11 protein-coding genes are annotated in these 19,615 nt (G+C 60.6%); 1 reads left to right on the top strand and 10 read right to left on the bottom strand.

Features of this window, described 5'->3' with window-relative positions:
• Positions 1–84 precede the first annotated feature (84 nt).
• From EM6_RS17000 to kduI, 10 genes are all read right to left on the bottom strand, one after another.
• Positions 85–1,401: a BNR repeat-containing protein gene (locus EM6_RS17000; protein WP_232037200.1), complete on the bottom strand. Its 1,317-nt coding sequence runs from the start codon at positions 1,399–1,401 to the stop codon at positions 85–87.
• 70 nt (positions 1,402–1,471) lie between these two features.
• The gene (locus EM6_RS17005; protein WP_126424334.1) at positions 1,472–4,417 is read right to left on the bottom strand and encodes a TonB-dependent receptor; all 2,946 of its coding nucleotides are present in this window, start codon (positions 4,415–4,417) and stop codon (positions 1,472–1,474) included.
• Positions 4,418–4,561: 144 nt separating this feature from the next.
• Complete coding sequence (locus tag EM6_RS17010) at positions 4,562–7,693, bottom strand: TonB-dependent receptor (protein WP_126424335.1); 3,132 nt, start codon at positions 7,691–7,693, stop codon at positions 4,562–4,564.
• Between the two features lie 83 nt (positions 7,694–7,776).
• Positions 7,777–8,730 carry a FecR family protein gene (locus tag EM6_RS17015; protein WP_232037201.1) on the bottom strand — a complete coding sequence of 318 codons (954 nt, stop codon included), beginning with the start codon at positions 8,728–8,730 and terminating at the stop codon, positions 7,777–7,779.
• Positions 8,717–9,310, bottom strand: a complete 594-nt coding sequence (locus EM6_RS17020) for an RNA polymerase sigma factor (protein ID WP_126424337.1) — start codon at positions 9,308–9,310, stop codon at positions 8,717–8,719. The genes EM6_RS17015 and EM6_RS17020 overlap by 14 nt, the downstream gene beginning before the upstream one ends.
• Before the next feature lie 161 nt (positions 9,311–9,471).
• Complete coding sequence (locus EM6_RS17025; protein ID WP_126424338.1) at positions 9,472–9,915, bottom strand: heme-binding protein; 444 nt, start codon at positions 9,913–9,915, stop codon at positions 9,472–9,474.
• A gap of 90 nt (positions 9,916–10,005) precedes the next feature.
• On the bottom strand, positions 10,006–12,864 hold the full coding sequence (locus EM6_RS17030; RefSeq protein ID WP_126424339.1) for a TonB-dependent receptor: 2,859 nt from the start codon (positions 12,862–12,864) through the stop codon (positions 10,006–10,008).
• A gap of 385 nt (positions 12,865–13,249) precedes the next feature.
• The gene (locus tag EM6_RS17035) at positions 13,250–14,506 is read right to left on the bottom strand and encodes a DUF2264 domain-containing protein (protein WP_126424340.1); all 1,257 of its coding nucleotides are present in this window, start codon (positions 14,504–14,506) and stop codon (positions 13,250–13,252) included.
• 145 nt (positions 14,507–14,651) lie between these two features.
• The gene (locus EM6_RS17040) at positions 14,652–16,742 is read right to left on the bottom strand and encodes a glycoside hydrolase family 88 protein (protein ID WP_126424341.1); all 2,091 of its coding nucleotides are present in this window, start codon (positions 16,740–16,742) and stop codon (positions 14,652–14,654) included.
• A 76-nt stretch (positions 16,743–16,818) separates the two neighbouring features.
• Positions 16,819–17,625 (bottom strand): 5-dehydro-4-deoxy-D-glucuronate isomerase, encoded by an 807-nt coding sequence (gene kduI, locus EM6_RS17045; protein WP_232037208.1) that lies wholly within the window; start codon positions 17,623–17,625, stop codon positions 16,819–16,821.
• 454 nt (positions 17,626–18,079) lie between these two features.
• On the opposite strand from kduI, the gene EM6_RS17050 reads away from it, so the two are divergent.
• On the top strand, positions 18,080–19,402 hold the full coding sequence (locus EM6_RS17050) for an MFS transporter (RefSeq protein WP_126424343.1): 1,323 nt from the start codon (positions 18,080–18,082) through the stop codon (positions 19,400–19,402).
• Positions 19,403–19,615 lie beyond the last annotated feature (213 nt).

Raw genomic sequence — 19,615 nt, forward strand, 5'->3', positions numbered from 1 at the left:
CCCTCGCCGGGCGGTGGCTTCGCCACCTTGGCCGCCGCCTCAATGGCGGTTTGAGAGGAATGATTTGAAAGAAATCATTCCTCTCTAAGGCTGCGTGTCGGTCAGCAGGATCAGGTCGGACGGCTCCGGGATACGCGCTTGCGGCAGGTCGCGATTGGGCGGCAAGGCCTGCCAGACCAGCGTATAGACGCGCCCATCCGGGCCGGTCGTCTGGGCCGTCTGCACGCGGGTGACATCCGTGACCCCGATCCGCGCCGCCGCGCGGGCATTGAGGCTTTCGACCTTGCGCTCCTCGATCAGCTTAAGGGTGGCCGCATCGACCACAAACGCCAGCGCCTGCCCCAGCCGCGTCACCGGCACGATTAGCTGACCCTTGGCGCCGGGGCGCGCGCCTTCGACAAACAGTTCGCTGTTCAGCGAGCCACCGCCTTTGAAGTCCCAACGGTAGTTGGTCCAGGCGCTGATCTGTTGGCGGTTCCACGTCTTACCCTCGCGGCGCGCCAGCCAGATCTGCGTGTTCCCGGCGGCGTCGTATTTGTGGTAAGTGATGGTCACGCGCTTGTCGGCATCAAAGCCGATTACGGTGTTGTTGTTGATCATGCCGCCTTTGACCGGCACCGGATCGACGATTTCCGCGTCCTTCAGCCGGATCGGCAGCGGCAGCGGCGACCCATCGGCCTTTTCCCAGTGGATCAGGTCACGGCTGCGCGCATAGGACAGGTCGTGATTGGTCTCGGCCATCGGCGAGTCGCGCCACACCCAGGTGATGTGAAACCAGCCGTCGGGCCCTGACACCGGGCCAACGAAATAGGCGTTGCGCTGCCCTTCGCCATCGACCAGCGGGGCCGAGGTCAGGGCCGACCAGCGCCCGGCGGCCGCATCATAGACATTATAGACTTCGTTGCCGCGACCACTGGAGCCATCACGGTATTTATAAACCAGCCGCCCGTCGCCATCGTTCAAGAAGATGGGATAGGTCATGTGGGCTTCGCGCGTCGCCTCGACCATGACCGGCACACGTTTCAGGGTGCGCACATCGCCAGAGGGGTCGCTGCGGAAATAGGTCAGGGGATCGACGTGCATATTGCCCGCCACGTGCAGCGCCCCTGCGGGGTCGAGCGCCATGGCGATATAGTTATGACTGTCCCAGCCAAGCCAGGTATCCACCTTATGATAGACCCAGTGCGCCGGGTTGTTCAGCGGGCGCTGTGCCACGGTCAGTTGCCGGTTGGCGTCGTAATAGGCGACGTACAGATGCGTCTTCGACACCGCCATGGCAAAGCGTGCGCTATGGCCTGACCAGACGCGATCAATCGCTTCGGGCGGGGCCGAAGGCGGCGTCTGGGCGATCGCCGTCGTCGCGAGCAAAGCACTCAGGAGAAGGGTGGATAAGGCACGCATAAGGTAACTGTCCTGTGTGTGAACGCTGTACCAAGAACGGGGCCGCCCTGAGACGGCCCCTTAGCTTGGGTTAAAAAGTAGCCCGTACGCTGACTTGGAAGGTCCGCCCGTCATAATCGACGCGACGCACCTTACGCTCATCGCCTTCAAACTCTGTGCGCTTTTCGTCGGTCAGGTTGAAGGCATCCAGACCGATGGTGATACGGCTGGTGAGGTTATAGGAGGCGGACAGGTCAAACTGTCCGCGCGCCTTGACCGAGCGGGCCGCACCGGCAAAGGTGCCGCCGGCCGCCAGATCATAGACATCGCGGTAGTTATAGACGGCCCGCACACCAAACTGATCTGTCTCATAGAAAACGATCAGGTTGGCGGCGTTTCGCGACACACCCGGCAGGACCGCCGAAGCGCCATTGACCGTCTTGCCATTGACGTCGGCGTAGGAATAGTTGAACGCGCCGCCCAGCTTGTCAAACGGGGCCGGCAGGAAGTCGAGATTTTGCTGAATGGTCAGCTCGGCCCCGGTCACTTCCAGCGGCGTCGGTGAGTTGATCGCCCCATCGACATTGATCTGCGCCCGCGTACCCGCCGGGGTGTTCAGCGAACTGTAGCAGAGGTCGCCGTTCACCGACCACGTCCCCAACCCCAGACCATAGCCATCCGCCGGGCACAGCAGGGCATCGCGGGTTTCAGCCTGAATCTGTCCCTTGATCTCCTTCTTGTAAAGGGCGAGCCCGATCAGGCCATTGCGGCGATTATACCATTCAAAGGACACATCGTAGGAGTTGGAGGTATAGGGTTCGATCTCCACGCGCCCAAGGGCGATATTATAACCATCGACCGTCGGCGTGACCGTCGTTGAAATGGGGGAAATGTCGCGTGGATTGGGGCGCACAAAGGTTTTGTAAGCGCCCAGGCGCACCACAAAGTTTTCAGCGACATCGGCGGCCAGAAGCATCGACGGCAGCGTATTGCTATATTCCGTTTCCCGCTCGTTCAGCTTGAAGGTCGCCGTCAGGCCGCTGCCGGTCCGATCCAGCGAGGTAATCTTCTGCTTGGTGTTCTCCTGACGCACACCCACATGGCCGCGCAGGCGGATGCCGAGCACCTCGGCATCGACCTTACCCATCAGATAGGCCACATTGACATCATCCGACTTGGTGAAGTTATTGCCCGTGAAATTGCCATCGGCCGGATCATTGACCCAGCCACCATTGGTCAGGCGCTGACCCGGCAGCAGGGTCACCGGTTGCAGGCGCGACACGGCATAGTCGAAATCGACCGTCTGCCAGTTCTTCAGATAGCCATCGGCCTTGCCACCGAAAAAGTCATCGGCAAAGGCGCTGCGGACCACAAAGCGGCTGTCGATATTCTGGCTCTGCACGCCGACGGCGCTGGCGCGGTAACCGGTCGATGAGTATTCGCTGGCTTCCGAGCGCAGACCGAACTGCACGCTGGACAGCCAGGACGATTCAACAAAGCGCTCGATATCGGCCTGAACGGTGCGGACCGAGTTCTTGGCGGCGGAATCGCTGCCGGCCACAATGAAGCGGTTCAGATTGCCGTTGATCAGTTCCGGACCGGAAGGCGGCGTATTGGGGCTGGCCCACGGACCGGACGTATCGGTGACCAGAGGGGTGGTCTGGTTGAAAGCCAGGCGGAAGGCTTCGATGTCGGAGCCACCGCTGAACAGGTTGCCCGTCAGGCCGTTACCTACCCCTGACGTCCCCAGCGGCTTGGCCGGGTTGCGCACGTCCAGTTGGCTTTGGTACGCAAAGTTTTCCGCCTCCGAATAGCCGAAGGCCCCGTTGATGCGCCACGTCTTGTTGCGGAACTCCGCCGACAGATGCACCCCGTTGGTCATCTGCTTGAACGATTCCTTGCGATAGGAGGCGTAAACGCGCGGATTGGTAAACTTGTACTGATCGACATAGTAGCGCCCGTCCGCCTGCTTATACGGCGTGATGGTCGGGTCGATAATGGTATTGGCGTCCCGGAAGTCGATATCGAGAATGTCGGTGCCGGTCAGCGGCATGTCGCGGTTGCTGTAGAAATAGGTGCCGTTGACGCGCAGATTGTCATTGACCTTGTATTCGCCGCCGATGACGCCGGTGAGAAGCTCGCCTTCGTTGTATTTGACGCCTTGACGGACATCCGAGGGCAGAAGGACGCCGGTCTTCGACTTGGCCCCCGTGCCGCCTGCGGCACAGACATTACCGGCCGCGCACGATCCGTTGGCTTCAAACGGCGCGTAGTAGTCGGCGAAACGGCTGGCAAAGCCCGGCGTCGTGGTCGCCGAAAGCGTCGTATATTGCGGGAAATGGAGAGAGTCGCGGCGGAAGTTTTCCTTGCGATAGGCGATGGTACCGAACACAGCGAGGCGGTCATTGAGGAAATGCCGCGTGCCCCCCAGCGTGACCGAAGGCGTCACATAGTCGCCGAGCGTATTATATTCGGTGCTCACCTTGGCAAAGGCGCCGTCCTTACGGCTGAGCGCCGGTTGGATCTGAAGGTCGATATTGCCGCTGATGCCGCCCGACTGGTCCGCCGCCGACACCGACTTGATCACCGAGATGGCGCTGAAAATATCCGAGTTGAACGCCCCCAGAGGCGCGGCCCCGCCCAGCACCGGCGAAGCGAAATTCATCCCGTTCAGCGTAATCTTGGCATAGCTGCCCGGCAGGCCACGCAGGTTGATCGAGGCATTGCGCGAATCCTCTTCGCGATTGACCTGAATGCCAGGGATACGTTGCAGGGCTTCACCGACGTTGAGATCCGGGAAACGGCCCAGACCGTCCGACGAAATACTGTCCGAAACCCCGACCGCCGAGCGTTTCATACGCAGCGCGTCGGCATAGCTCTTGCGAAAGCCCGTGACCACGACCGTTTCCGTTTGATCCTTGGGGGCAGAGGCCGTCGGGGATGTCGCCTCCTGCGCAAATGCCGGGGCTGTCACTAGGGCTAACAGGCTGACCGAGGCGCACAGCGCCGCGCCCGCCCGGGGGCTGACCTTTTTCATGAGTATTTCCTCGTCTGGGTTTATAAATTGTCTGAAAAAGAGGCACTGGTCCCCTTTCTGACTGTCCCAACGAGTGGCCTAAAAATTTCCGCCAAAAATTTTTGACAAAAATGACAGAAAGTAAAAAGGCCTGACTAAAAAGGTTTAAAACTGCGCGCGCACATTCAGACTCAGGGTGCGCCCGTCATAATCATTGACGCGGGGCAGGCGCGGATCGCTCTGAAACTGTGAACGGCGCGCATCGCTCAGATTGAAAGCATCGAGCGAGACGGTAAAACCAGACTTCAGGCGATAGGAGGCCGAGGCATCGACCTGCCCGCGCGATTTGACGCGGCTGGACGAGCCGAAAAAGGTGTTGACCCCGGCAAGGGTATATTCGTCGCGATAATTATAGACGACGCGCACCCCAAATCGCGGCGTTTCATAATAGCCGATCAGATTATAGGTCCGTTCGGAAACGCCCGGCAGCACCGAACGGGTGCCATCGGCGACGCGACCGGCCACGCGCGTATAGGCCAGATTGGCCACACCCCCCAGATACCGCCACGCCCCCGGCAGGAAGTCGAAGGTTTGCTGCACGCTCAGTTCAAGTCCATCGACGGTAAGCGGACTGTCCTGATTGAAATTGCCGCTGGCGGTTATGACGGCGGGCTGTCCGTTTACGAACTGATCACTCAGGCATTGGCCCCCTTCAATGCGCAGGTGCCCCAGACCAAAGGCGGTGGCGTCCGCCGGACACAGGCGCTCCAGCCGCCATTCCGGCGCGATCAGATTGGTGATCCGTTTGCGAAACAGGGCCAGCGATACCAGACTGCCGGGCCTGTTATACCATTCCAGCGACAGGTCCTGCGCATTGGACGTATAGGGTCTGAGATCGTAGCCGCCATAGACGATCGCATAGCCATTGGACGTCGCCGAAACGCTGGTGGCCGGGCTGAGATTTCGGGGCTGCGGCCGCGAAAACGTCTTGTAGGCCGCCAGACGCAGCACCAGATCATCGCGTAACCCGGCGCGAATCTGTACGGAGGGCAGCCACTGGCTGTGGGTCTGGGTAAAGGTGGCGGGCTGATAGCCCACCTCACCCGTGCGGCGCTCCTGACGATTGAGCGTTGTAATGACCTGCTGCGTTGCCTCATGGCGCGTGCCCCACAAAAGGGTCAGCGGCAGGGCAGATACGCGGCTCTGGAACTCACCCTGAAGAAAGACCGCCCGCGTCTCGGTGGCGACGGTGAAATTGTTCGAGGCGTAGTAGGTGTTGTAGGGATCGTTGATCCAGCCGGTGGGATTGAGCTGATCCGAGGGTGACACTTGCAGCGGCCGCAGTCGCGCGGCCGTGCGGGCAAAGTCCGCCTGACGAAAGCCGGTGAGATGGCCAGGGGCCACGCCACCGAAGAAGTCGCGGATGCCGCTGTCGCCCAGCAAGCTGTCGTCAATCGCGTCCACGCGAATGCCCTTGGCGCTTGTGCGGTAACCTTCGGAGGCAAACACCGTGCGTTCAAACCGCACGCCGCCGCTGAGGGCTTCCAGCCCGGCTACGCCGATCCGCTGCCGCGCATCGAACTGCGCGGCATCGAGACGGTTATCGGCATAGCCGGAGCTGCCCGACACCACGATCTGATCACCCTGCGCGTTCTGGTGAAAGGAGGCGTTGGCGGGGCCAAGCCATTGCCAGGGACCCGGCGTTACGACAATCGCCGCGCTGTTAAGCGAGAGGCGGTAATCGGCGATATCGGGGCCCCCCGACTGAAGCGTGCCGCTCAACCCGTTGTCAGGCCGCGCCGCTGTGCGCCAGTCAATCTGCGTCTGCTCATAGACATTGCGGCCGCGTGAGGTGACCAGCGTCCCCGTCAGGGTCGTGCGTTCCGAAGCCCACGCCACACGGCTGTCCACGCTCCACGCCTGTTGTTGGGCGGGTTCGGAGCGCGAGGAAAGATTGACCTGTGGTGTGGCGAAGCTGAACTGATCGACATAGGCCGTACCGCCGGGCAACCGCGCGACGCCCACCTGAGGCACCACCTGACCGCCCTTGGGCCGCAGGTCGATTTCGACCAGATCCAGATGATTTTCGTCAAGCCGTCTCTGCGTAAAAAAACCGCTGATCCCAAAGGTCAGGCGACCGCGCCGGTATTGCCCCCCCAGCGCCGTCGAAAACAGCCGGCCACTGTTATAGCGCGTGACCTGCCGGATATCCGACGGAAACAGCACGCCGGATTGCCCCAGACGCCCCGTGCCGACCTGACTGCACACATGTCCTGAGCGACAGGTGCCATCGGCGGCATAGGGTGCGTAGTAGTCTGCGTAAAGACTGGCAAAATCGGCGGTATCTTCGCTTAAGGGCGTGTACTGAAAGACGATGGAATCGCGCCGGAAACGTTCGCGCTTATAGGCCAGAGTGGCGTAAAGCCCCAGAGACTCGCTCAGGCGGGCATTGTAGCCAAGACTGAACGCCGGTGTCAGGCTTTTGCCGAGATCGTTATATTCCCACGACAGCCGGGCCTGTCCGCCGGGCTTGCGGCTGAGGGCGGGCTGAATCTCCAGATCCATATTGCCGCTCAAGCCGCCGGAGGCATCGCCCGGCCCCAGGGTTTTTACGACCCTGATCGACGTAAAGATGTCGGAATGAAAGGCCCCCAGCGGGGTCGAACTGTCCAGCACAGGATCGGCAAAGGCCTGCCCGTTAATGGTGATGCGGGCATAGGTGCCGGGCAGCCCCCGCAGATTGACCGTTGCCGATCGCGCATCGGCCTCGCGATTGATCTGCACGCCGGTGATCCTCTGCGCCGCCTCACCAATATTGAGATCGGGAAACCGCCCCAGACCGTCCGAAGAGATGGCATCCGAAACACCCACTGCCGTGCGCTTGATCTGCACGGCATCGGCATAGCTGCGCCGGAAGCCGGTGACCACGATCAGGGCAGGCGGCGTCTCGACAACGGGCTCCGGCACGGGCGCTGAAATCGCCTGCCGCACGATCAGGGCCGTCTCGCTGCCCTTGCGCCGCAGGGTGAGCGGCGTCCCGGCCAACAGGCGCGCCAGCGCCGTTTCGGGGGCCATTTTACCGCGCACAGAGGGGGTGTCGATCCCGTCAAGGTCGCTGCTATTGGCCAGAATTTGCCAGCCAGACTGCCGCGCAAAGCGCATGACGGACTCAGGCGCCGGCCCCGCCGGTATATCAAAAGGTTTTTCCTGAGACTGAGTCTGGGCCTGCACAGCGGACACGCTGAGGCCCAGCCACAGAAGACTGGCCGACAACCCCGATTTGCAAAAGGGGACCATCCTGCGGTGCCCTCACCCGTCGTTTGTTATTATAGCCGCAACGATAGAGCACCGGCCGCCTTTCCACAATCCGGGAGAGGTGTCTAATCCGGACGGCGGCCAATATCGATGCGGTCCGCCGATACGCTGACGGGCACCCCCATCAGCTCATGCACGTTTTCGGCAAACTTTTCCGGTTGGCTGAGCCCGTACTGACCCACCAGCTTGCGCCGCGACAGCGCTGGGTCGGCAATATAGATCTTGGTGCGGTTATAGCGATTGAATTCCTCTGCCGCCTCGGCCAGCGACTGATTGGCCAGAACGATGCGGCCTTCGCGCCACGCCAGCTTACGCGACACCTCGGACGGGTCTGAGCGCACGGACACGGCGTTCTGAGCGATGTGCCCCGCCTCACCCGCCCGAAGCCTTGTGGACGTGCCGTTCTCGGTGACTTCCACCACCCCCTCGGTGACGAGCACCTCTGCCCCCTCGCCGCGCAAGCGGACGCTGAAGGCTGTGCCGACCGCACGCACGGAGACGGAACCGGCAGTGACGACAAACGGGCGTTGAGGGTTTTTGGCGACCTGAAACAGCGCCTCGCCCTTCACCAGCGTCACCTGACGCCGCTCTGGCGTCATCCTGACCTCTATACGGCTATCGCTGTTCAGGCTGACCAGCGAGCGGTCTTCGAGCGGATGATTGCTGATTTCGCCCAGACCGGTCTCAAGAACAAGCGTTGCCACCGGTGTCTGAAATGCCCGCAATCCGACAAAGGCGGCCGCCGCACAGGCGGCGATCGCCCCGCCCATGACGAGACGCCGATCGGGACGCCAGCCGCTTCGTTTCACTGCGACCGGTAAAACCATCGGTGGCGTGAGGTCGGTATCCATCGCGGCCTGATCCAGTCGCTGCCACAGGGCCTGTGCGCGCAGATACGCCCCCTGTTCGCGCGTACCCCGGTCGTACCAGTCGTTAAACGCCTGCTGAAGTTCCTCGTTCAACGGGCCTGACGCCTGTCGCACCACCCAGTCGAGGGCCTGTTCGTCAATACGGGACATGGTCGGCGGTCTCAGGGCCAGACGGTTGCCCGCCGGCGCTTGCTGACAGTCCGGAGCCGGCGGCAGGCCCCTGCGCCACCAGAGCGGAAATGATCCGCATCCCCTTCATGGTTTCCTTTTCGACGATGTTCTCCGACAGGCCCAGACGCGCCGCCGTTTCGGCCTGCGACAGGCCCTGCACTTTTCGCAGACGGAATACGTCCTGACAGCGACCGGGCAGGCTGGCGATAACCCCCAGTGCCCAGCGCAATTCAGACCGCAGAGCGGTCACCCGCTCGGGTCCGGGCTGCGTGTCGGCGATCAGTTCGTCCATATTGGGCATCGCGCCAATCTTTACAATCTGGTCGCGGCGGACCTGGTCGATAATGAGGTTGCGCGCGGTCTGGAACAGATAGCCGCGCGGGTCATGGATATGGTCGGTTGACGTCAGTTTCAGCAAACGAAAATAGACGTCCTGAATGAGGTCGTCCAGATCCTCCGCACTGCGGCAAAAGCGTCGGACCTTGGTACGCAGCTCGGCCTCATAAGGGAGAATCTCGGAACTCACCCAGGAGACGATTTCCGGGTCAGCCCCGCGCATAGCGGTGGCTCCTGTGGTGTACAACGGGCGAGGTAAATATTTCCGCCGTCAAATGCGCACACGCCCCCATTATTTTCAGGCCCTGCTCAGTCCGCAGGGTAATGCGGTAGGTCCGCAGCGTAAACGGGGCTGCACAGGAAGTGGCAACATAAGACCTCCGCCTATTCAAGGGGCACCGCGGCCACGGCGGCCCGCGCGCAGGTGTCGGCCAGCCCATGATCGGTATCGGCAACGGCCAGACCGCCAACCAGCCGACCGCCCTTATACAGCGGCAGGGAACCGCCATGCGCATTATACTGGTCCGCATGGGCGGCGATAAAGGTCGCAAAATCGCTATCGGTCTTTTCACGCTGTTCCAGTTCGGCTCCGGAGGCGGCGTATTTTACCGCTGTCGCCGCCTTGCGCGGGGCCGCCACGGGGGCCTTTGGCGAGCCGTCGGCGCGCAGAATGACAACGGGAACGCCCTGCGCATCGACGACCGCTGCGCTCACCGCCGCCCCACGGGACTCGCAGGCCACTAGGGCAGCCCTGGCCAGATCCATAGACCGGGACAGCGGCAGGTCAGACACAACCGCTGACGAACTCAGGAGCGCAAAAACAATCATAAGAGTCTCACTCAGGCGTGACGCAACGGGACAAAAGCATACACAAAAGGCAGGGCCCGCCGTAGAAGACGCCGGGCCCTGCCCCTCTCCTTAAAACTTGCCGCGTATACCGAGCTTCACCGTGCGGCCATCATACTTGGCATAGTCCAGCCGCGTATCCTTGCCATCGCCGAAGCGGCCCGACACGTCTTCGAAATAGTCATAGCCAAGTGTGTCAGACAGGTTGAGAACATCAAGCCGCACTTCGAGATTTTCGCTGATCTTGTAGCTGATATTGCCGTCAAGATAGCCTGCACCGGCACGCCAGCGTTGGAGGTCCGATCCATTCGGACCGGTTTCAATGATGTTACGGTCCTTGTAATTGTAGGTCAGGCGGATGCCCAGCGGGCCCTTTTCGTAGTAACCGGTGAGGCTGTAGGAATATTCAGGGATGGTGTTGACATTCAGCGTGCGGCCATCCGTCGTGCGGTAGTCATAGCCGCTGGAATTGACATGGGTGTAGCTGGCCAACGCCCCCAACCCGTCCCACGGGGCGGGCAGGAAGTTGAAGCTTTGCTGGTAGGCCAGTTCATAGCCATCCAGCTCGATGGTGCCCGCATTGTAATAGGTCGCCAGCGTAATCAGCAGATTGGGGTCCACCTTGCCATTGGCGTCATAGTAGATATTGGCCAGCGACGTGTCGGGCAGGCCCAGACTCCCAAACTTCACCTGAGTCGTCTGCGAAACCGTGGTGTCCACCAGCTTCTTTTTGAAGAAGCCCGCACTGACGAGGCTGCCGCGACCAAAATACCATTCCAGACCCGTATCCCAGTTGGTCGAAATCTGCGGCTTAAGGCCCGGATTCCCCGAGGTGGCGTAGGTATTGTAGATATTGGGGATGACCGTTTGCGCGGCGATCAGGGAGAGCGAGGCGCGGGTGATGGTCTTGCCCCAAGAGCCGCGCCAGATCAGCTTGTCGCTCAGATCATAAGCGAAGCTGACCGAGGGCGTGGTGTTGTCATAGCTGCTGGTTTCCTGATTGGGCAGGTAGGTATTATTGGCACCCGTCTTCTTGTAATTGTCGATCGTGGTATCCGTCTGCGAATAGCGCACACCGGCATTGACGCGCAGCGTGCGCTCAAAGACCTGTCCTTCGAAATCGGATTGCAGGAAGGCGGAGGTGATCGCCTCTTCAGCCGTGAAGCTGGTCGAGAGATCAATCGGCGAGTCCAGAGCCGCGCCGATGGGGTTGAGTATTCCCACCGTGTAGCCGCGCGAGAAGGTCGCCCAGGCGTTCGGATAATTGTCACCGATGACGAGATTGTCGAGCGGCACCGAGCGCAGCATGGCCGCGCGCAAACCGGCCGCGCCCACCGCATTGAGACGTGCCGTCGCCAGCGCCGTGCCGTTGCGCTTGGTTTTCTGCTTGGTGGTGCGCGTATAGACCAGCCCACCCTTCAGGTGACCCGTCCAGCCGGCCGGCAGCTTGTAATCCCAATCCGCAATCAGACGCCCGTTCAGTTCCTTGTCCACTTCGCGGTTCCAGTCGAGCGCGGTGGAGAAGTCCTCAAAATTGGCGGGGTTGGTAAAATCGGTACCCGGCGCACTCAGCCCCGGATACACATGGTCGCCGCCATAGGTGATGGTGGTGGTCACGCCGTAAATATTGGAGACAATGCGTTTGTTGTCGTAACGGGCACCGCTGCGCGACGTGCCGATCTGACCGGTCAGCTTCAAGGTGTCGCTGACATCGTATTTCCCATTCAGCGAGACATAGCCGAACTTGGTTTCGGAGTCATAGAAATAGCTTTCCCCCAGATAGGAGGTGTTGCCAAACGTGCCTTCGAGCAGGTTGCTGCCCTTATCGAGCGTCACATTGATCGGCACCAGCCCGTTGTGCCCGCTCGTTCCCGGACGCGCCGCCATATTGGTGGTGCGGGTATTGCGGATAGGCAGGCCGAAGGTGAATTCGTCGCGCTCGTCCGTCAGGTGGGAAAAGAGGAAGTCGAGGCTAAGGTCCAGTTTGTCGCGCTTGTACTGTACCGAAGACACGAAGCCGGTACGCGAGCGGTCATTCTGCGCGCCGTAATAGCGGTAAAAGCGCGGCAAATAGCCATTATCGATGACTGTGCGGTTGGGAAGCATGGCCGCCGCGCGCGGGTCATCCCAATCCAGACCAAAGGTGAAAGGTCCGTTCATCGAACCCAGCGTGCCGCCATAGTTGAACGGATTATTCGCCCGATAGTTGGAGTTATAGCCGCCCGTGGCCTCGAACCCCGACTTCATATTGACGCTGTTCGAGTGCGCCACGCCCAACAGAAAGCCCCAGTCACCCCAGGTTTGCGAATAGAGGCCAAACACATTGGGATCGAGGTGCTGCGAAGCGGTGTTGTACGACGCAATAGCTGAATAACGCAGATTACGACGCCCGCCATTGTCGAAGGGACGCGGCGTTTGCAGATCGACCACACCGCCAATCCCCCCCTCTTCCAGTTCGGCCAGCGGCGTCTTGTAAAAATCCACGCGGCCAAACAGTTCCGAGGCGAACACATCGTAGTTGAAAGAGCGGGAGGAACCGCCCGCGCTCGATGAGGAGGTGGTGCGCACCGGCGCGCCATTAATCGTTGTCACGGCATATTCGGAACCCAAACCGCGGATCGAAATGCGCTGGCCTTCGTTGGACGCCCCGTCGCGCTGCAGATAGACACCCGGTATCCGTTGCAGCGCTTCGGCCACATTAGCTTCCGGAAACTTGCCGATATCTTCTGCGACGATCGAGTCGCGTGTCACAATGGCTTGCTTCTTGAGGTTCAGTGATTTTTGCAGCGATGAGCGAAACCCGGTAACGATAACCTCGGTGACCTCGTTAGAGGCTGTGGCCGATGACGGCGCTTCCTGAGCCCAGACGGCTGATGTGACGCCGAACCCCATGGTCAGGATGGTCGTTAATAAAAGAGACTGTTTAGTCATGGCGATGCTCCCCGTGTCGGCGCGTGGCCGCACAAATACTTCGCGTCTGGCACGACGCGTTGCGACAAAGTCGCTTGTTGTTGTGATCATTGAGGTGTGGCGGCCCTTTAGTCGGAAGCCGGTTCCCACCTTGAAGTCGATTTCATGTTTTCTACCCCGTTAACTGGCGCTTCTACACTCTGAACCGAGTCATAACACAAAATGAGACGCTGCAATATATATCGGGACGATATTGTATGACGAAAGGCCCATATCTCACATTTTGAGATCGCCCCGTGGCGTCGTTGCATCATATGAGACGATACATTCATATATCGGAACAACACATATTGCGCCGCCGGAAGGGCATACCGTTGAAAAAAGGCCGTCCTCTGTGCTCACCGACTCAGTAATCGACCGCATAATCCTTCGGGAAGCCCTGACCGGCAAAGGCCTTCTTCTGGGTCCAGTCCTCGGCGGGCACGGTCCAGAAGCTGTCGCTAGCGGGCAGGCCGAGCGCCAGAAAGCTCTCGGACGTGATGTACATGCTGCCATTGTTAGAGTAGTGGTCCCCTAGTGCCGGATGATGGCCGACAAAACCAATGGTCAGATACCCCTCGGATGTGAAGTTCGACGGCGCGCTGAACACCGCGCGATGCACGGCGGTCAGAGCCCCGCGCACCTGCCCTTCCGAAAGTTTCGCCGGCAGGGCCTTGCGCAGGGCCAGAAGCGCCAGCGGCTGAAACGCCGCCGTGCGATAGGTCAATGAGCGGCCAATCGGCGGATAGGTACCCATGGATGAGATGAGGCGTTCCAGGTGCTCGCCATAGCGCTGCATACGCTTCTGCCACTTGGGCAATTCGACCTCAGGTTTGAGGTTGTTGAAGCGCGGCTTCAGCCGCACCAGCACCTCGAGGATTTCAACCAGCATCGGATAGATGACATAAGAATTATAGTAATCGAAGTGGAACCTCGTCCCATCGGCCACCCAGCCATCGCCCGCGTACCATTCTTCCATCTTCTTGATCGTCAGATCGACGCGCATCGGGTCCCAGTCTTCGCCGATCATCAGCAGGAAGACCTCGTTCATGGCGGCAAATAGCAACCAGTTGGTATAGGGTGGTGACACGCGGCGAAGCTGTTTGATCTCGGTCACGATCCGCGATTTGGTCGTCGCATCAAGCGGCTCCCAGAGCGACTTGGGCGCGCGCATCAGGGCATTGGTGAAATAGGCGGAATCGACCAGCGCCTGACCGTGACCACGCCACAGCAGATAGTCAGGGCTCTGTGGATCAACGGAATGGACATAGGCCTGTAAGGCCTGTTGCGTCAGCGTGCGGCGAACGCGGCCCTCAGCCGTGTCATCCTCCGGCAGGGTCAGCCACGGTGCCACCCCAGCGATCAGGCGCGCGAAGGCTTCCATATAGGCGACGTCGCGATTACGCCCGTCCCAGGTGGGGCTGACCTCCAGCTGAAACCGGGCTTTCAACTGGCCCTCGGCCATGTTCGACAGCACCGGCTCGGCTATCTTTTGCAACAGCCCGGCCATATAGGCCCGATCCGTCTCAGGCGCAGCGGTCTTGGGTTTGGCCGCCGACGCGGCCCCGGCCCCCAGCGCCGCCGTGCCCGCCACAGCCGCAGTCAGAAAATCCCGTCTTTGCATAGTATCGCCTCCCTGTTGGCGGTCTTTATGTGTTTAAAGCGATGTGCGGAAACGGAGTTCGGCGAAGCCAAAAGTGTGAGCGGTTTTCCGCAAAAACATCGCGACAAAACAAAAACTTAGAGCGAAATGGCGTTTCTACCTAAAGTCATTTCGCTAGTTCCGCGCGACGCGCGTCCAGCCACGTCCGGAAGGCGTCAAGGCTCTTCACGCCTTGCTGATCCTGACTCCACGCCGTGCCAAAGGCGTAGCGGACGTTCTGCGCATCGCGGAAGGTGACGAAGACGGAGTTGCCGTCATCGCGAACGCCACCATCAATGGCCTCCGGCCGGTAAAACACTACGAGGCCCAGCGCGTCATTGGCCAGAGACTGCACACCCCACGAGGCGATATAGGCCCAGCCCGACGCATCCGCCTCCCCCCGCACAAGCGTGACGCCCGGATGTTTGACGAAGCCCGTCAGCAGCGGGGACTGGCCCCCTTCGCCCCTGGCGCTGACATGGGTCAGGGCCGAACCTTTGCGGATCTCCAGCCGCGTCGTCAGACGCGACGCGGCCCCGTCAAAGCCCGTATTGCCCACTTCGATGACCGCTGCCGCCGGGCCGTTTTCGATGATCTTCGCCGTGATGGCCGACTTGCCCAGTTGGGTCGCGCGGTTGTTGCGCAGCACCCCGACACCGCCGATACCGACCGTGTCACCGACCTTGAAGATGTCCATGCCCCACGGCGCCATGGCGTGATAGTTGTCAACGCCCTGCCCGATCGTGTGCAGGATGGGGCCCGGCGTCTTCTTGCCGAAGATGTCGATGGCCAGACGCTCATCAAGATACATGCGATAGGCCGCAAGGTCCGACTCCCAGCCGATCCCCTCGAAGGCCAGCAGGCCATCGTGGATGAAATGCGACTCCGGCACGGTGTAATCCTTGCGCAGATGGAAGACACCGCCGCTCAGCACATTGTTGATCAGCGTGCCGCCGTCCTGAACGTTCAACACCGCCTGCACCGGAACCGGCGCGCTTTGCACCGTCAAATCCTTACCCGGCTTCAGATCAAGATCAGCCACCGCCGTGGCCGCCAGCAAAAACGCCCCGACACCATAGAACTGCGTGTCGTCATAGGAGACGTTTTCCGGACGGTCGGAAACTGGTTGCACCCAGCCAAACTTGCCATCCGGATGCACGGCGCGCACAAGCGCCGTCCAGCCCTTGCGCAGGGTGGGCTCATACTCACGCGCGTCCAGCAGACCCGCCTTGATGCCCCAGGCAAAGCCATAGGTGAAGAAGGCCGTACCGCTCGATTCCGGCAGCGACTTGGTGGGATCAGACAACAGCGACGGCGACCAGTAGCCATCCGGCTTCTGGATCGTTTTCAGCTTACCCGCCATTTCCTTGAAGATGGTCTCCATGCGTCCCCGCACGGGGTCGCCCTTGGGCAGAAGCGGGATCATGCGCGCCAGACCGGCAAAGGCCCAGCCATCGCCCCGGCTCCAGAACACCTTTTCCCCATTGGGTCCGCGGCGATCAAAGAAGCGCGAGTCGCGGAAATACAGGCGCTCCTCCGGATCATAAAGATAGTCGGTCGTCGCCAGAAACTCCTTCTTGGCGTACTCAGCATACTTCGGATCGCCCGTGACACGCGACAGCTCGAACCACGCCGGCGGAGCCATGAACAGCGCATCGACCCAGCACCAGCGCTCATCGCAATCGACGCCGCGCGGATCGGAATATTCCCGGTGCTTCAGGCCCACCTCGGGCGGAAAGGCCAGGATGGTGTCAAACCGCTGTTTCAAAGGCGCAATGGCCTCCGGACCCGCCCCATTTTGCGAAGCCCACAGATAGGACTGACCGATCACATGATCATCGGCATGGTAGCGCATAGGGCCCAGTTGCCATTTATTGGCCTGACCACGGGCGAGGATGGTTTGCTTATAGATCGGATTGCTGGAGTGTTTGGCCATCTCGGTCAGGCCGACAAACAGGGCGCCTTGCACCCAGCCGGTCTTGTGCGGCGTATCGGCAGAGGCATTGGCCGGAATGGCCCCGCCCGCCAGATTGGCCAGTTGGTACGCCGCCACCTTGTCGGCCAGCGCCATGACCTCCGCCGGACGGTACGGAATGGCACCCTCCGTCTGGGCCGTTGCCTTTTGAGCGGCTTGCGGCGTCGCCGAGATGGCGTTTAAGGGCAGGCCCGCCGTTACACAGGCCGCAAGGGCGACGGTGGCAAACAGAAACGTTTTCATGGGCGTTCTCTCTGTAGTTTTGATTTCAGACACTGCGGGATGGGTCATGGGCGTGAGCTTCCTCTTTTTCATCGCCTCAGGACAACTGGCAGATATCGAGCGGGACCATATCGTTATAGTCGAGGTTTTCGCCACCCATCGACCAGATAAAGGCATAGCGCGACGTGCCCGCGCCCGTATGTACGGACCAGGGCGGGCAGATGACGGCCTGTTCATTACGCACCACCATATGGCGCATCTGATCCGGGCGACCCATAAAGTGAAACACCGCATCGTCTGCGCCAAGGTCAAAATAGAAATAGACCTCCGAACGTCGGTCATGGGTATGCGGCGGCATGGTGTTCCACACGCTGCCCGGCTGAAGGAGGGTCAGTCCGACCAGAAGCTGCGCCGATTCGCACACACCCGGCACGACAAGCTGATAAATCGTGCGGGCATTGGCGGTTTCCAGCGCCCCGCGATGCAGCGGATGGGCGTCTGCAATCGACAGATGCCTGACCTCAAAGGCCTTATGCGCTGGCGTGGAGGCCAGATAAAAGCGGGCCGGGTTTTGCGGCGTCAGGGAACGAAAAACGACGCTGTCTATCCCTCTGGGCAGATAGAGGGAGTCGTGCACAGCCAGGGTATAATCCACGCCGTTGACGCAGACCGTCCCCACACCCGGACCGATATTTACCGCCGCCATTTCGCGGTTCGACAGAAAGGCCTGCCCAGCCAGAGACGCCGGTTCGGACATGACCGGCAGCGCGACGGCGCGGTTAACCGGTACGACGCCACCGATTACCAGCCGCTCCTGATGGACATAGTTCAAGCGGATGTCATCGGCGACAAACAGACCATCAATAAGATAGCGTTCGCGCAGATCATCCGCCGAGGCCCCCATCAGTTCATCAGGATGGGTGGCGTAAAAGGTTCGCTCGTACACGGAAAGGTCTCTGGGAATAGGGTCTCTGGAACTACGGTTTCGGGCCCTGCACCCGATTTTTATCTTACAAATAGCATGTATCATTTTATGATGGCGCAGTCCATATATCGTGACGAATAATCTCTGCCTTGGACACCGCTGGTTGATGCGCCTTCAAAAACGCATTGATCCCTTCGCCCGGATGCGTATGCTGGATGAACAGACCCTCAAACGGGTCAAGCCATGAATAAAGCCCTACGCAACGCAGGGCTCGCGGTTACAAACCGTTTCGTCCAACCGGTTTGGACCCACCGCATAAACGAATATCGCCAAAAAAGCGGGTTGAAACCTAGCCAGATTTGTTTCTATATAAGAAACAATTATCTCCATAAATGAAACTCCAGCCCTTTTACGGCTGCACAGGGAGTTCTGCATGACCGCCTCCGCCCCACCGGCCGCGACGGGCCCGGTCACCCGCTATCGCTGGGTGATCTGCGCGCTGTTGTTTATCGCCATCGGCATCAACTATATTGACCGCCAGATGATCGGCATCCTGAAGCCCACCCTTCAGGGCGAGCTTCAGTGGACCGAGATCGACTATGCCCACATCGTGTTCTGGTTTCAGTGCTTCTATGCCGTAGGCTTTCTGACCTTCGGGCGCGTTATCGACGCGGTCGGTGTGCGCATCGGCTATGCCGTGGCCTTTACCATCTGGACCATCGCCTCGATCGGCCACGGCCTGATCCACACGGTGACTCAGTTCGCCATTGCCCGCTCGGTTCTGGGCTTTGGGGAGGCCGGGGCCTTCCCCGCTTCGCTGAAAGCCGTGTCGGAATGGTTCCCGCAGAAGGAGCGCGCGCAGGCCGTCGGCATTTTCAACGCCGGCACGGCCATGGGGCCGATCATCACGCCCCTGCTCGTCCCGGCCATTACGCTGGCCTTCGGCTGGCGCGCGGCCTTCATCTCCATTGGCATCATCACCGCCCTGTGGCTGGTGGCGTGGGTGGTCATGTACCGTCGCCCGCAGGAGCACCCGCGCGTCTCCGCAGCCGAGCTGGCGCACATCCAATCCGACGACACGAGCGCTACTGAGACCGCCGCGCCTACGGCTAAGATCTCGTGGTTCAAGCTCTTGACCTTCCGTCAGACCTGGGCCTATGCGCTGGGCAAGTTCCTGACCGACCCCATTTGGTGGCTCTATCTGTTCTGGCTGCCGGACTTCCTGCACAAGCGGCATGGCCTTGATCTGAAGACCTTCGGCCCGCCGCTGATCGCCATCTATCTGCTGGCCGATTTCGGGTCGATCTTTGGCGGCTGGGCCTCGTCCAAGCAACTAAAGGCCGGGCGCACCCCCAATGCGGCGCGCAAATCGACCATGCTGATGTGCGCGCTGCTCGTTACCCCCATCATCGCGGCGCAGTTCGTCGATAATCTGTGGGGGGCCGTGGCCATTATCGGCCTCGCCGCCGCCTCGCATCAGGCGTGGTCGGCCAATCTGATGACCCTGCCGTCGGACCTCTTCCCCAAACAGGCCGTGGCTTCGGTCATCGGCATCGGCGGCATGGCCGGGGCGATCGGCGGTATGCTGATGACCACCTATAACGGCTATATCCTTGAGCTGTTCAAATCCTATCAGCCGATCTTCTTCGTCGCGGGTTCGGCCTATCTGATCGCCATCCTCGTCATCCACACCCTGACGCCCAAGCTCGAAAAGGTCCCCGAAGAGAAGATTTTGAAGGCAAAGACGGATGCGTAATCTCATCGCGCTGAGCCTGATCCTGTCGCTAGGCGCCTCTGCGGTCGCAGCCGCACCGCTATGCGAAGGCACCAAAGGTTACAGCGCGACCTTTGACGGACGGCGCACCTTCGGCTGGTCCCCGGCGCGGCTTGAGAGCTTCCGGACCAAGGACCCAAAGGCCCCCGCTGTGGCCAAGGTCATTAAAGACGCCGACAAGGCCCTGACCGCCGG

The organism is Asticcacaulis excentricus (assembly GCF_003966695.1).
GTDB lineage: Bacteria > Pseudomonadota > Alphaproteobacteria > Caulobacterales > Caulobacteraceae > Asticcacaulis > Asticcacaulis excentricus_A.

Excerpts from the sequence above, each read along its gene's own strand:
- EM6_RS17000 (WP_232037200.1), bottom strand. The coding sequence starts at position 1,401 with ATGCGTGCCTTATCCACCCTTCTCCTGAGTGCTTTGCTCGCGACGACG.
- EM6_RS17005 (WP_126424334.1), bottom strand. The coding sequence starts at position 4,417 with ATGAAAAAGGTCAGCCCCCGGGCGGGCGCGGCGCTGTGCGCCTCGGTC.
- EM6_RS17010 (WP_126424335.1), bottom strand. The coding sequence starts at position 7,693 with ATGGTCCCCTTTTGCAAATCGGGGTTGTCGGCCAGTCTTCTGTGGCTG.
- EM6_RS17015 (WP_232037201.1), bottom strand. The coding sequence starts at position 8,730 with ATGTCCCGTATTGACGAACAGGCCCTCGACTGGGTGGTGCGACAGGCG.
- EM6_RS17020 (WP_126424337.1), bottom strand. The coding sequence starts at position 9,310 with ATGCGCGGGGCTGACCCGGAAATCGTCTCCTGGGTGAGTTCCGAGATT.
- EM6_RS17025 (WP_126424338.1), bottom strand. The coding sequence starts at position 9,915 with ATGATTGTTTTTGCGCTCCTGAGTTCGTCAGCGGTTGTGTCTGACCTG.
- EM6_RS17030 (WP_126424339.1), bottom strand. The coding sequence starts at position 12,864 with ATGACTAAACAGTCTCTTTTATTAACGACCATCCTGACCATGGGGTTC.
- EM6_RS17035 (WP_126424340.1), bottom strand. The coding sequence starts at position 14,506 with ATGCAAAGACGGGATTTTCTGACTGCGGCTGTGGCGGGCACGGCGGCG.
- EM6_RS17040 (WP_126424341.1), bottom strand. The coding sequence starts at position 16,742 with ATGAAAACGTTTCTGTTTGCCACCGTCGCCCTTGCGGCCTGTGTAACG.
- kduI (WP_232037208.1), bottom strand. The coding sequence starts at position 17,625 with ATGGGGGCCTCGGCGGATGATCTGCGCGAACGCTATCTTATTGATGGT.
- EM6_RS17050 (WP_126424343.1), top strand. The coding sequence starts at position 18,080 with ATGACCGCCTCCGCCCCACCGGCCGCGACGGGCCCGGTCACCCGCTAT.